Origin of the sequence: Mycobacteroides sp. H001, assembly GCF_001440005.1 — a bacterium.
GTDB classification, from domain to species: Bacteria; Actinomycetota; Actinomycetes; order Mycobacteriales; family Mycobacteriaceae; genus Mycobacterium; species Mycobacterium gwanakae.
This window is the reverse complement of sequence record NZ_LJYH01000035.1, coordinates 186170-198800: the sequence shown is the minus strand read 5'-3', so window position 1 is coordinate 198800 and position 12631 is coordinate 186170. Positions and strand designations below refer to the sequence as shown.

Annotated in this window: 11 protein-coding genes; 4 read left to right on the top strand and 7 right to left on the bottom strand. The window is 66.7% G+C overall.

Annotated elements, in window-relative coordinates; genetic code table 11:
- Positions 1–33 precede the first annotated feature (33 nt).
- The 3 genes from AOT83_RS18145 (at position 34) to AOT83_RS18135 (ending at position 2237) form a co-directional block, all read left to right on the top strand.
- Positions 34–936, top strand: a complete 903-nt coding sequence (locus AOT83_RS18145; protein ID WP_070918027.1) for a class I SAM-dependent methyltransferase — start codon at positions 34–36, stop codon at positions 934–936.
- 189 nt (positions 937–1125) lie between these two features.
- Positions 1126–1461 (top strand): RNA polymerase-binding protein RbpA, encoded by a 336-nt coding sequence (locus tag AOT83_RS18140; protein WP_005061379.1) that lies wholly within the window; start codon positions 1126–1128, stop codon positions 1459–1461.
- 77 nt (positions 1462–1538) lie between these two features.
- Complete coding sequence (locus AOT83_RS18135; protein ID WP_232784603.1) at positions 1539–2237, top strand: SDR family oxidoreductase; 699 nt, start codon at positions 1539–1541, stop codon at positions 2235–2237.
- Positions 2238–2249: 12 nt separating this feature from the next.
- Here the strand turns inward: AOT83_RS18135 and AOT83_RS18130 are convergent, their stop codons facing one another.
- From AOT83_RS18130 to cobN, 7 genes are all read right to left on the bottom strand, one after another.
- On the bottom strand, positions 2250–3011 hold the full coding sequence (locus AOT83_RS18130; RefSeq protein WP_044104481.1) for a polyprenol monophosphomannose synthase: 762 nt from the start codon (positions 3009–3011) through the stop codon (positions 2250–2252).
- A 5-nt stretch (positions 3012–3016) separates the two neighbouring features.
- Positions 3017–4822 (bottom strand): apolipoprotein N-acyltransferase, encoded by a 1806-nt coding sequence (gene lnt / locus AOT83_RS18125; protein WP_057964739.1) that lies wholly within the window; start codon positions 4820–4822, stop codon positions 3017–3019.
- On the bottom strand, positions 4815–6350 hold the full coding sequence (locus AOT83_RS18120; protein ID WP_044104705.1) for an amidohydrolase: 1536 nt from the start codon (positions 6348–6350) through the stop codon (positions 4815–4817). The genes lnt and AOT83_RS18120 overlap by 8 nt, the downstream gene beginning before the upstream one ends.
- Before the next feature lie 92 nt (positions 6351–6442).
- Complete coding sequence (locus AOT83_RS18115; protein WP_030095644.1) at positions 6443–6955, bottom strand: FxsA family protein; 513 nt, start codon at positions 6953–6955, stop codon at positions 6443–6445.
- A 50-nt stretch (positions 6956–7005) separates the two neighbouring features.
- Positions 7006–7407 (bottom strand): PPOX class F420-dependent oxidoreductase, encoded by a 402-nt coding sequence (locus AOT83_RS18110; RefSeq protein ID WP_030095643.1) that lies wholly within the window; start codon positions 7405–7407, stop codon positions 7006–7008.
- A 10-nt stretch (positions 7408–7417) separates the two neighbouring features.
- On the bottom strand, positions 7418–7822 hold the full coding sequence (locus AOT83_RS18105; RefSeq protein ID WP_030095642.1) for a PPOX class F420-dependent oxidoreductase: 405 nt from the start codon (positions 7820–7822) through the stop codon (positions 7418–7420).
- Positions 7823–7831: 9 nt separating this feature from the next.
- Positions 7832–11449: a cobaltochelatase subunit CobN gene (gene cobN, locus AOT83_RS18100; protein ID WP_057964738.1), complete on the bottom strand. Its 3618-nt coding sequence runs from the start codon at positions 11447–11449 to the stop codon at positions 7832–7834.
- Positions 11450–11482: 33 nt separating this feature from the next.
- Here cobN and cobG point away from each other — a divergent pair, with 33 nt between their 5' ends.
- Positions 11483–12631: a precorrin-3B synthase gene (gene cobG / locus AOT83_RS18095; RefSeq protein ID WP_030095640.1), complete on the top strand. Its 1149-nt coding sequence runs from the start codon at positions 11483–11485 to the stop codon at positions 12629–12631.

Genomic DNA, 12631 nt, shown 5'->3' with positions numbered 1-12631 from the left:
TAATTGCCGTCCACCAGATTTGGAAGACCGGGTATGAGTGCGAATAGTCGCCGTCTTGATCGCCGGGCGAGTTTTACCGCGCAATCTTGCGCCGCGCAACGCGCGGCCGAGACGATGCAATCACCCCGCCGACGTCTCCTCAACGATCCCTACTCACGCTATTTCATCCGTAGCCCGCTATTACGTGCCTGTTTGATTCATCCGCTGGTGGCCCGCGGATTTATCGGTGTACTCAAATCGGTATTCGGCGCCGCAGGTCACTTCTTTTTGGTATTGCGGGTGCGCTATACCGATGACGTCCTCAAGAAGGCCATCGATGATGGCGTTGATCAACTCGTGCTCCTGGGCGCGGGGTTCGACACCACTACCTTGCGCCGCGTCGCGCACGGCCCGATCAAGATCTTCGAGGTCGACGCACCGACTACCCAGGCGGACAAACGAGCCGTCATGGAACGGCTCCAACTAGCCGACAGCAACGATGAAATCGTCTGGGTTCCTTGCGATTTCGAACACGACATACTCCGTGAAAGGCTCCTCGCCAGCGGATTCGATCCCACCCGGCCAAGCCTGTTCGTCTGGCTCGGCGTGACTGCCTACCTCACCCAAGACGCGCTCGACGCGACACTTGCCGACCTCGCGACGGTCTGCGCGCCCGGAAGCCTGCTGGTTTTCGACTACCTGGACACCAGTGTCGTCGCGGGCGGAGACAACAAGTCGGTGCGTGCCCGGCTATGGACCGAAGCGGCGGCACGGTTCGGCGAGCCGTACCTCACCGGTCTCACCGCGGCAGACGCCGACGCGCTGCTGGCCTCGCACGGATTCCAGTGCCGCCAGCACCTGACCACGCTCGAATTGCTGCGGCATTACGCACCGGCATACGCCAGTCGATCACCTGCCGACGGCCGGGCGGCGATCACCACAGCGCAGCGCACCTGACGGTGGGCTCGCCACATATCCGCGATGCGAGCGGTGACGGCCGCAACGGCGTTCACCAGCTATAATGAGGGCCACAACCTGCATGAACAGGGAACTAATGCCCCGGGTACGGCGTTGAGTTAGACAGCCACCAGCAATTTGAGCGCGGGATCCGAGTGCATAGACCCGCAGTGAAGAGGAGAAGTACACATGGCAGATCGTGTTCTACGAGGCAGCCGACTCGGTGCCGTCAGCTACGAAACCGATCGTGACCACGACCTGGCGCCTCGCCGCATGGCTCGCTACCGCACCGAGAACGGTGAAGAGTTCGACGTTCCCTTCGCCCACGACGCCGAGATCCCGGCGAACTGGGCATGCCGCAATGGCCTGGAGGGCACCCTGCTCGACGGCGACGTGCCCGAGCCCAAGAAGGTCAAGCCCCCGCGCACGCACTGGGACATGCTCCTGGAGCGCCGCAGCGTTGAGGAGCTCGACGAGCTGCTCAAAGAGCGTCTGGAACTGATCAAGGGCCGTCGCCGGGGCTAGAACCACCCGCCCTGATGAGCGCCCCCGGCAGGTCCGTCTCGGGTTCCGCCGTGCTGATCACCGGTGCCGCCAGCGGCATGGGAAAGGCCACGGCCCGGATTTTCGCCGAAGACGGCGCGTTTGTCGCGGTCACCGATCTTCGGCTGGAGGATGCGCAGGCGGTCGCCGCCGAGATCGGCGAGTCCGCCGTGCCGTGGGCGCTGGATGTCACCGACGAGGCACAGATCATCGAGGTCGTCGCGGCGGTTGCCGAACGGTTCGGCCGGCTGGACATTGTGGTGAATAACGCGGGTTTCGCGGCGTTCAGATCACTTGATGACCCCGACTACGGCAGCACCTGGGATCGCTCACTTGCCGTGCATCTGAGCGCACCCCAACGGATCGTCCGTGCGGCGCTACCGTTTCTGCGCGACTCCCCCGCTCCGCGCGTGGTGAACATCGCCTCCACGGAGGCTCTCGGCGCCACGCCGTACGACAGCCCGTACGCTGCGGCCAAAGCTGGTCTGGCCGGCCTGACCAGGAGCTTGGCGGTCGACCTGGGGCGGGAGGGAATCACCGTGAACTGCATCTGCCCGGGTCCCATCGACACCGCGATGACAGCAGCGATCTCGGCTGAGGACAAGGACACCTATGCGCGCAGGCGCACCGCACTGCGCCGCTACGGCCGCGCCGAAGAGGTCGCCCACATGACGCTGAGCGTGTGCCTACCGGCCGCCTCGTACCTGACCGGCACGGTCATCCCCGTCGACGGCGGCCTGATGGCCCGCAATGCGTGAGGACTGACTCCCTCAGCGATTGATGCCGCGGGCCCGGTCCAGACGGCTTTGGACGCCCCATTTGGTCACCTTGACCAGGGCTTCGTTGATGATGGACCCACTCATCTTGGATTCGCCGATCGCGCGTTCGGTGAAGGTGATCGGCACCTCGGCAACCTCGAAGCCATGCGCGATGGTGCGCAGGGTGAGGTCGATCTGGAAGCAGTACCCGTGCGATTCCACCGCCGCCAGATCCAGCTTCTCGAGCACCTCACGCCGGTAGGCCCGATAGCCCGCGGTGATGTCGTGCGGCTTCACACCCAGCACCAGCCGGGCATACACGTTCGCACTCCGGGACAGCACCAGTCGCCGCCACGGCCAGTTGACGACGGTACCGCCGGGTACGTAGCGAGATCCGATCGCCAGATCGGCCCCGGCGTCGACGGCGTCAAGCAGCCGGGACAGCTGTTCGGGTGCGTGGCTGCCGTCGGCGTCCATCTCGACCAGCACCGAGTACTGGCGCGCCAGGCCCCAGCCGAAGCCCGCGATGTAGGCCGCACCGAGGCCACCCTTTTCCTTGCGGTGCATGACATGTACGCGGTCGGGGTCGGCGAGCGCCGCCTCGTCGGCCAGTTCGCCGGTGCCGTCCGGGCTACCGTCGTCAACGATCAGCACGTGCACATCGGGTTGCGCCTTGTGCAACCGACCAAGGATCAGCGGGAGATTCTCCCGCTCGTTGTACGTCGGAATGATCACCAGGGTCCGGGCGCTCGGACGTTCGGTCACGGGATCCACTCCGGTCAGGTCTCCTTAATCGGTGAGGCCGGTTCTACCTCATGTTTGGGCCTCTTCAGCCCTCCATTGTGCAGTATCGCCAGGCCAGCCGAGGCCAGGACGGCAAGTCCGGCGATCAGAGCCAGCGCCCACTCCACCCACGGACCCCATTGCGTGGCCGGTGTCACGTCGTTGTGCAGCCGCACCTGCATGTCGATGTAGGCCGGTTCGAAGAACTTGGTGCGCCCCGCGTCGACGCCGTCGGGAGAGATAAACGCGCTGATCCCGGTGGTGCCGACGACGATGACTTCCCGATCGTGCTCGACGGCCCGCACCTTGGAGATGGCCAGTTGCTGTTCACTCATCGCCGTACCGAACAGGGCGTTATTACTCGGCACGGTGAGTATCTCGGCACCGTTCAGGGTGGACTGCCGCAGCGCCCGATCGAACAGAACCTCCCAGCAGGTGGCAACGCCGATCTTCACGCCGCCCGCCGTGACGACGCCGTTGCCGTCTCCGGGGACGAAGTATCCGGCCCGGTCCGCGTACTTGGAGAAGTGCGCGAAGAAGCTCCGCCACGGTAAATACTCACCGAATGGCTGCACGATCTGCTTGTCGTGACGCTCGCCGGGGCCGCTGTCGGGATCCCAGACGATCACCGAATTGATCGATTTGGGCTGTTCGGGGGTGGAATCTGGATGCCGCAGCACGCCGCCTACCAGGATGGGAACGCCGATGGCCTGGGCCGCCTCGGTGATTGCCTCGGCTGCGTCGGCGTTGCGGATCGGATCGATGTCCGAGGAGTTCTCCGGCCACACCACGAACTGCGGCGCCGGGGCCTTGCCCGCCTTCACGTCCGCGGCCAGCAAGAGCGTTTCCTTGACGTGATAGTCGAGCACGGCGCGCCGCTGTGCGTTGAAATCGAGCCCCAGCCGGGGCACGTTCCCTTGCACCGCGGCGACGGTGACACTGCGGCCATCGGTGGCGCCGTGGCTGGCGTGTCGAACCTGCTGCCAGCTCACCGCCATGGCGAAGAGGACGAGGCAGACGCACGCCCCAGGCAGCAGCACCGAGGGCACCGGACGCGCACCGCCTGGTCCCACCGAGGGGCTGCGCCACCAGCGGTACATCTCAATGCCGAGCGCGGTCACCGCGAACGCGCCCAGGGCCACCGTGAAGGACACCAATGGGGCGCCCCCGTACCGAGCCAGGCTCAGCATCGGACCATCGCCCTGACCGAAAGCGACTCGACCCCATGGGAATCCGCCAAATGGAACACTTGCCTTACCCCATTCGGCAGCAGACCACGCGGCGGCGAACCACAGCGGCCAGCCCGGCAGCCGGCGCACGGCGACGGCCAGCACGCCGAACAGGGCGACCCAGGTCGCGCACAGCAACGACAGCGCCAGCCACGGGACGACGCCCACCAGCTGGCCCGTCCACGGCAGCAGCGGAACGTAGAAGGCGAGACCGAATAGCAGCCCGTACCCCAGCCCACCGCGCAGCCTGGTGTTCGACGACCACAGCACCAAACCCAGGATGGACAGTGCCGGGAAGGCCGCCCACCAGAAACCCCAGGGCGGGAAGCTCGCGCACAACAGGAGACCGCCGATCACTGCCGCACCCTGGCGGGGCACCGCGCGCAGCCAGGCCCGGCCGAACGCGATACCGCGGGCACGCACCGCCGCCGCGAAGACCGCGCCACGTGAAGGCCCGGTTTTCGCCGGAGCCTCCGGCTCCTCGTCGGCCGGAACGTCGGTGGCCTCGGCCAGATCGGTCACGTCCTGGCCGACAATCTCCTCAACGGACTCGTCGACAGTTTCGTCAGCCATGAATCACCGTGCCACGGTGCACAGTTCGTAGACACTTGGGAAGCACAGCGGCGGCGTCCGATAAGTCCGGCAGGGCGGGGACACGCGAGCGTGGGTCGGTGGACCACCGCTGTACACCCGGTTGGCTGGTGTTGATGGTCAACTCCCCCGTCTCCCAAATCGCATAGCTGGCAAGTGCTCCCGGGATCAGCGTGCCCGTGGCACCGTCATGAACTCCCTGGGCGCGCCAGCCACCTCGGGTGGCGGCGCCGAACGCCGCGCGGACCGAGACGGAACTGGTTGGGGTGCGGTGATGGGCTGCCGCCCGCACCGTCATCCACGGATCCAGGGGCGTGACAGGGGCGTCAGAACCGAACGCGAGGGGCACGCCTTGGGATGCTAACAGCGCCAGCGGGTTTAGCTGAGTACCTCGATCCACGCCGAGTCGTTCCGCGTACATACCGTCGGGGCCGCCCCAGAGGGCGTCAAAGGCCGGTTGCACACTGGCGATCACCCCAAGGCGACCGAGCTGCTCCGCCTGTGCCGCCGAGATCATTTCCAGGTGCTCAAGGCGGTGCCCGCACCTAGCCACGGCCGGTATGCCGTGCCGGGTGGCGACGCGGTCCAGCGCGTCGATCACCTGAGTGACGGCAGCGTCACCGATCACGTGGAATCCCGCGGTAATACCGGCCCGTGTGCACGAGTCCAGGTGCGTCTCAACGGTTTCGGCATCCAGATGCATGGTGCCGCAGGTGTGTGGCGCGTCGTGGTAGGGCTCCTGCAGCCAGGCCGTGTGCGATCCCAACGCACCGTCGACGAAGAGGTCTCCGGCCAGACCGGCGGCCCCCGTCAACGCGATGAGCTCGCGCGCGTGCTCGGCGTCGCGCGCCGGCTCGCCCCAGTATCCGGTGACCTGCACGCCATGCTCGGTGGCCAACAGCTCGCGGAAATCGTCCAAACCACTGATCTCCGGCCCGCCGCACTCGTGCACCGACACCAGACCCAGCGATGCCGCACTGTCCAGCGCCGCGCGCCGCGCTGTCGCACGCCCATTGACGGAGAGCGCGCCGCGCGCATGTGCCCGTAACAGGTGGTGAGCCGCACCGGCCACCGGATGTTCGGGATGAAATCCTGTGGCCCCGGCAAGCCCGGGTACCTGCTGCCGCAGCGCGGTCGACGCCGCAGCCGAATGCACATCGATCCGGCTGAGGTAGACGGCCCGGCCAGGCGCGGCCTCGTCGAGATCGGCAGTGGTCAGCGGCTGCCGCTCGGGCCATCGCGATTCGTCCCAGCCATGCCCCCAGATCACCTCATCGGAGTGTTCGCCGGCGTACGCGGTCAGTCGGGCCAGGCACTGCTCCCGCGAAGACATCCCGGACAAGTCGAGCCCGATGAGGGACAGTCCGATGGCGGTGAGATGAACATGGGCGTCGACGAACGCGGGCGCGACGAAGGCACCCTCGAGGTCGACGATGTCGGCGTTCGGGAACTCGGCACGACCGAGGTCGTCCTCGCCGATCCAGCTGATGACATCGCCGGTTACGGCCATCGCGGTCGCCGCCGGATGCGACGGGCTATGCACGCGCGCATTGACGAGCAGTTGAGTCTGCACTCGCTAATTCTGCCGGGTTCGGGCGGTGTCTACGCAGGCAGGTCGTGGCCGGGACGGTATCGCCGAGACGGTCCGGCTTGCTCGTCACTCACGTCGATGACCTCACCGTCGATGTAATCGACGGTGCTCGCCCGTGTTTGAGCCCCCTGAAAGGCACCGTATCCGGTGGGTATGACGGTGATGAGGGGCGCACGCCTACTCAGCTGGCGGGCCGCGACCAGGGTCAGGACCGGCCGCAGGACCGCACGGGTCGGGGGCAGCAGCATCAGCAGTCCGATGACCGAGGAGACCAGCCCGGGAATCACCACCGCAATAGTTCCCAGCGCGATGAGCGCGCCGTCCGCGACGGCCCCTCCCGGGGATCTGACTCCACGTCGCAGCTGATCAACGGCGCGTCGAGCCTGAGAGCCGGCAAGTATGAGACCGGCCACGAAGGCGGCAAGGACGGCGATGATGGTCCAGCCGATACCCACCGCCGAGGTCAACGCCACCAGGGCGGACACCTCCACGATCACGTACAGCAGAAACAGACCAGGCCACATATCCGGTCAACGAGCCGACCCGTCGCCGGGTTCCCGACTCACGCCGCGGTTCAGGCGGTGACGGCCAAGCCGATGGTGCCGCTGCTGCCGCGACGCACGATGCTCGCCTTGACCAGCACCCAGCCCAACAGGCCGTACTTGCGGGTGATGGCCGCGCGGGCTCGCTGCGTGCCCTCGGTATCCAGGACGCGCGCGATGCCCTCGATCTCGCCGCTGCGGACCTTGCCGCGCACATCGCAGATGGCTAGCGAGACCCGCGGGGTGTTTCGGATCCGGCGCACCTTCCAGGACGTCGTCTCGGTCCACACGAGAAGTTCACCGTCCTCGGGCGCCGCCCAGACCGCGGCAGGTTTGGCCCGGCCATCCTTGGTGTAGGTGGTCAGCAGGACATACTTGGCAGCACAGACTTCGTCGAATGTCGGCACCGGGAGGTTCGCACCCATGCCGACCAGTCTAGAAACCTCAGAGCGCTTCCGGCGCGCCGAGCGTCACTGAAATCCCAACCCTGGCGCCGTTACGCCGGTCCAGCCAGGCGGTCACGATCCGGCTGGCCAGCCCGTATCGGCTGACCACCGCCGACCGAATACGCGCCACGGACGCCGGATCCTCGACGATCACCGCGGTAGCGTCGGCGGACGGGCTGATCACCCTGCCGCGCTGAGTACAGACGGCCACCCGCACCTTCCTGTTGCGCCGGATCCTTCCGACCTTCCAGGTGTTGGCACTTGTGGTCAGCAGAAGCTCGTCGCCCTCTGCCACGAAGCCCATCGGAGTTGGCTTGGGCACACCGTCTTTGGTGAATGTGGTCAACAAGATGTAGCGGCCCGCCGCCACCGTGCCGATGTTCAAGCCGATATCCCGGGCCATGCTCCGATGCTACGACTCCAACTCGCCCTCGGTTTCCAGGAACACCGAACGCAAATCATCCAAAACTTGCTGATCGGGTTCTTGCCAGAGACCCCGGCTGGCTGCCTCCAACAATCTCTCGGCAATCCCGTGAAGAGCCCACGGGTTCGATTGCTGCATGAACTTGCGATTCTGCTCGTCGAGCACATAGCTGTTGGTGAGCTGCTCGTACATCCAGTCGGCCATCACGTTCGCGGTGGCGTCGTATCCGAACAGGTAGTCGACGGTGGCGGCCATCTCGAATGCACCCTTGTAACCGTGCCGGCGCATCGCCTCCAACCACCGCGGATTCACCACGCGCGCACGGAAAACCCTTGTGGTTTCTTCAGATAACGTGCGGGTATGCACCGCGTCGGGCCGGGTGTTGTCGCCGACGTATGCCGCTGGCGCCTTGCCGGTGAGCGCTCGCACCGCGGCGACCATGCCACCGTGATACTGGAAATAGTCGTCCGAGTCGGCAATATCGTGTTCACGGGTGTCGGTGTTCTTGGCCGCCACCGCGATCCGGCGATACTGATGACGCATATCCTCGCTGGCAGCCGCACCGTCCAGTCCGCGGCCGTAGGCGAATCCGCCCCACGCTGTGTAGACCTGTTCCAAATCCGAGTCGTTGCGCCAGTTTTGACTATCGATCAGCTGAAGCAGTCCCGCCCCGTAGGTGCCGGGCTTGGAGCCGAAGATGCGCATGGTGGCACGGCGCCAGTCTCCGTGTTCGGCACGATCAGCCTCGGCGTGCGCCCGCAGATAGTTCTCCTCGGCAGATTCGTCGAGTCCGGCCGCAAGGGCGACGGCGTCGTCGAGCATGGTCACCACGTGCGGGAAGGCGTCGCGGAAGAATCCGGAGATGCGCACCGTGACGTCGATGCGGGGGCGCCCGAGCTCCGACAAGGAGATCGCCTCGAGGCTCACCACGCGCCGGGAGGCGTCATCCCATACCGGCCGAACTCCCAGGAGGGCAAGGACTTCGGCAATATCGTCGCCAGAGGTCCGCATCGCCGAGGTACCCCAGATCGAAAGCCCGACGGACCGCGGCCAGTCGCCATAGTCGGTGCGGTATCGCTGCAGGAGCGAGTCCGCCATGGCCTGCCCGGTCTCCCAGGCCAACTTCGACGGAACCGCCTTGGGGTCCACCGAGTAGAAGTTGCGTCCGGTGGGCAACACGTTGACGAGTCCGCGCAGCGGCGAGCCAGAGGGCCCGGCCTCGATGAATCGGCCATCAAGAGCGCGAAGCACCGCGTCGATCTCACCGTTGGTGCCGTCCAGCCGTGGCACCACCTCCGTCGCCGCGAACCGCAGGATCGATGCGACCTGCGGGTCGTCGGTAAGTTGACCGACCGCATCCGGGTTCCAGCCTGTGCCCTGCAACGCGGCTAGCAACGAATGTGCTTGCTGATCAATCTCATCCACCCGCGCACGGTCGTCGGTGCCGTCCTCGGCCAGGCCGAGCGCCTGCCGCAACCCCGGCACCGACTGTTCGCCGGCCCACATCTGCCGGGCGCGCAGGATCGAGAGCACCAGATCAACCTGAGCGGCACCCGTGGGCGCACTGCCCAGGATGTGCAGGCCGTCACGGATCTGCACATCCTTGATCTCGCAGAGCCATCCGTCGACGTGCAGCAGCATGTCGTCGAAGACGTCCTCGTCGGGGCGCTCTTCGAGTCCCAGGTCGTGGTCCATCTTCGCTGCACGCATCAGCGTCCAGATCTGCTGGCGGATCGCCGGCAGTTTGGCTGGATCCAGCGCCGAGATGTTCGCGTGCTCATCGAGAAGCTGCTCCAAACGCGCGATATCCCCGTAGGTCTCGGCGCGCGCCATGGGTGGGATCAGGTGATCGACCAGGGTCGCGTGTGCGCGCCGCTTGGCCTGGGTGCCCTCGCCCGGATCGTTCACCAGGAACGGGTAGATGAGTGGCAGGTCACCGATCGCGGCGTCGGTAGCGCAATCTGCCGACAGGCCAACGGTTTTCCCGGGCAACCACTCCAGGTTGCCATGCTTGCCCAGGTGCACCAGCGCATCGGCGCCAAACCCACCCTCCTCGCGCGGGGCCGACAGCCAGCGATACGCGGCCAGATAATGGTGGCTCGGAGGCAGATCGGGATCGTGATAGATGGCCACCGGGTTCTCGCCGAACCCGCGAGGCGGCTGCACCAGCAGCAGGGTATTGCCGGCTTGCAGGGCGGCGATCACGATATCGCCGTCCGGGTTGACGCTGGTGTCCACGAACAGATCGCCCGGCGGCGGTCCCCAGTGTTCGACGACCTGCTCGGCAAGACCGGGTGCCAGCCGGGAGAACCACTCCCGGTACTGGCGCGCCGGAACACGAATCGGGTTGCCCGCCAGCTGGTCTGCGGTAAGCCAGTCCGGATCTTGGCCACCCCGCTCGATGAGCGCATGCACCAGGGTGTCCCCGTCCCCGTCCGTGGCGGGGCGACCGGTGGCGGGCAGTCCGGGGATGTCGCCGTCGGCGCCCACGTCGTAGCCGGCCTCCCGCATCGCGGTCAGCAATGCCACCGCACTGGCCGGAGTGTCCAGTCCCACCGCGTTCCCGATCCTGGCGTGCTTGGTGGGGTATGCGGAGAACACGACGGCAATCCGGCGTTCACCGGCGGGGATGGATCGAAGTTTCGCGTGCCGCAGCGCGATACCTGCCACCCGGGCGCAGCGCTCCGGGTCGGGAACATAGGTGATGAGGCCGTCACTGTCGATCTCCTTGAACGAGAACGGCACGGTGATGATGCGCCCGTCGAATTCGGGCACCGCGACCTGAGTGGCGACGTCCAATGGACTCATGCCGTCGTCGTTGGCCTCCCAATCATCTCGGGGGCTGGTCAGGCACAGCCCCTGCAGGATCGGGATATCAAGTGCGGCAAGATGGGTGACATTCCACTCGTCGTCAGCCCCTCCGGCTCCCACAGCCGCCGGGGTGGCGCCGCCCGCGGCCAGCACGGTGACCACCATCGCGTCAGCGGCGGCGAGCGTCTCCAGGAGTTCCGCCGGCGCGGTGCGTAGCGAGGCGCAGTACACCGGAAGCGCCCGCCCTCCGAGGTTTTCAATGGCGGTGCAGAGAGCCTCTATGTATGCGGTGTTCCCGGCCAGCTGCTGAGCGCGGTAGTACAGCACCGCGACGGTGGGACCATCGACACTCCCGGTCGCACGCTCCAGCACTCCCCAGGCCGGGTTTGTCGTCGGCGGTTCGAAGCCGATACCCGTCATCAGGACGGTGTCGGACAAGAAGGCGTGCAGCTGCTGCAGATTGGCCGTCCCGCCCTCGGCCAGGTACCGGTGCACCTGCAGGGCGACGCCGCCCGGAACGGTCGAGCATTCCATGAGTTCGGCATCGGGAGCCTGTTCACCGGAGACCACCACGGCCGGCACTCCTGAGGCAATGACGGCGTCGATGCCCTCCTCCCAGCCGCGACGTCCGCCCAGAAGCCGGACAACTACCAACCCCATCCCCTCCAGCAGGCCCGGGACGTCGTCGACGTGGATACGAGAGGGGTTGGCCCATCGATAGTTCGCACCGCTGGCGCGCGCGCTCAGCAGGTCGGTATCCGATGTCGACAGAATCAGGATCGGGGCATTGCTCACAGGACATTCGTACCGTAGTCCTACGGTGAGTAGGTGACCCGCTCCTCAGCCGACGACGCGTGCCCCGGTGCGCTGCGGTTACATGAGGCGGCCGACGGAGCACTGGCACGCATCCGGCTGCCCGGCGGAATGCTCTCGTCGGCGCAGTTGGCCGCGTTGGCCACAGCAGCAGGCAGCCATGGCGCACCCGTTTTGGAGCTGACCTCCCGCGGCAACATTCAGCTGCGATCGATCCGGGATGCGGACGCGGTGGGCACCCTGTTATCGGACGCCGGGCTGCTGCCGTCGCCCAGCCACGAACGAGTGCGCAACATCGTGGCCTCGCCGCTCTCGGGCCGGGCCGGTGACTTCCCCGATGTGCGGCCGCTGGTCCTCGCGCTCGACCATGGGCTGATCTCAGCTTCCGTGCTCGCCGGCCTGCCCGGCCGCTTCCTGTTTAGCCTCGATGACGGACGCGCCGACATGGCCACCATGGGTGCGGACATCGGGCTCGGCCATGGGCCGGGCGGCTGGCGTGTTCTCCTCGATGGTCATGGCACCTCTACGTGTGTCGCCGACCCGGACGCCGCCGTCGACCATGTGCTCGCGGCGGCGCAGACCTTCGTAGAGATTCGGGGAAACGCATGGCGCGTCCGGGAGCTGCCGGACGGCGCCAAGACCCTGGCCGCGGCGATCGGCGCAACACTGATCGCGGGGCCGGGCGAGGCAGGGCCCGCGCCGCACGCGCCCGTGGGATGGATCGAGCAGTATCCCGACCACGAGTTGGTGACGCTGGGGGCCGCCGTTCCGTTGGGCCAGCTGCCGGCTCGGGTGGCAGCACTGCTGGCCGCCGCCGAAAGACCGGTCGTCATTACCCCATGGCGGTCGGTGCTGCTGTGCGATCTGCCCCACGAGGACGCCGACGCGGTACTGCGGGTGCTGGCACCTCTGGGCCTGGTCTTCGACGAGCGCTCCCCATGGCTCAATGCCAGCTCGTGCACCGGGCTGCCGGGATGCGGACGCTCCCGAACCGATGTCCACGCCGACGTTCGGCTCGAAGTCGCCGAAGAGATCGCCAGCGGTATTCATTCGCCGGTACATCGGCACTGGGTCGGGTGTCCACGGGCCTGCGGCTCCCCCACCACAGGGCAGGTGCTGGTGGCGACGGAGCTGGGTTATCGACCGCTCGAGCGGCACCCGTAG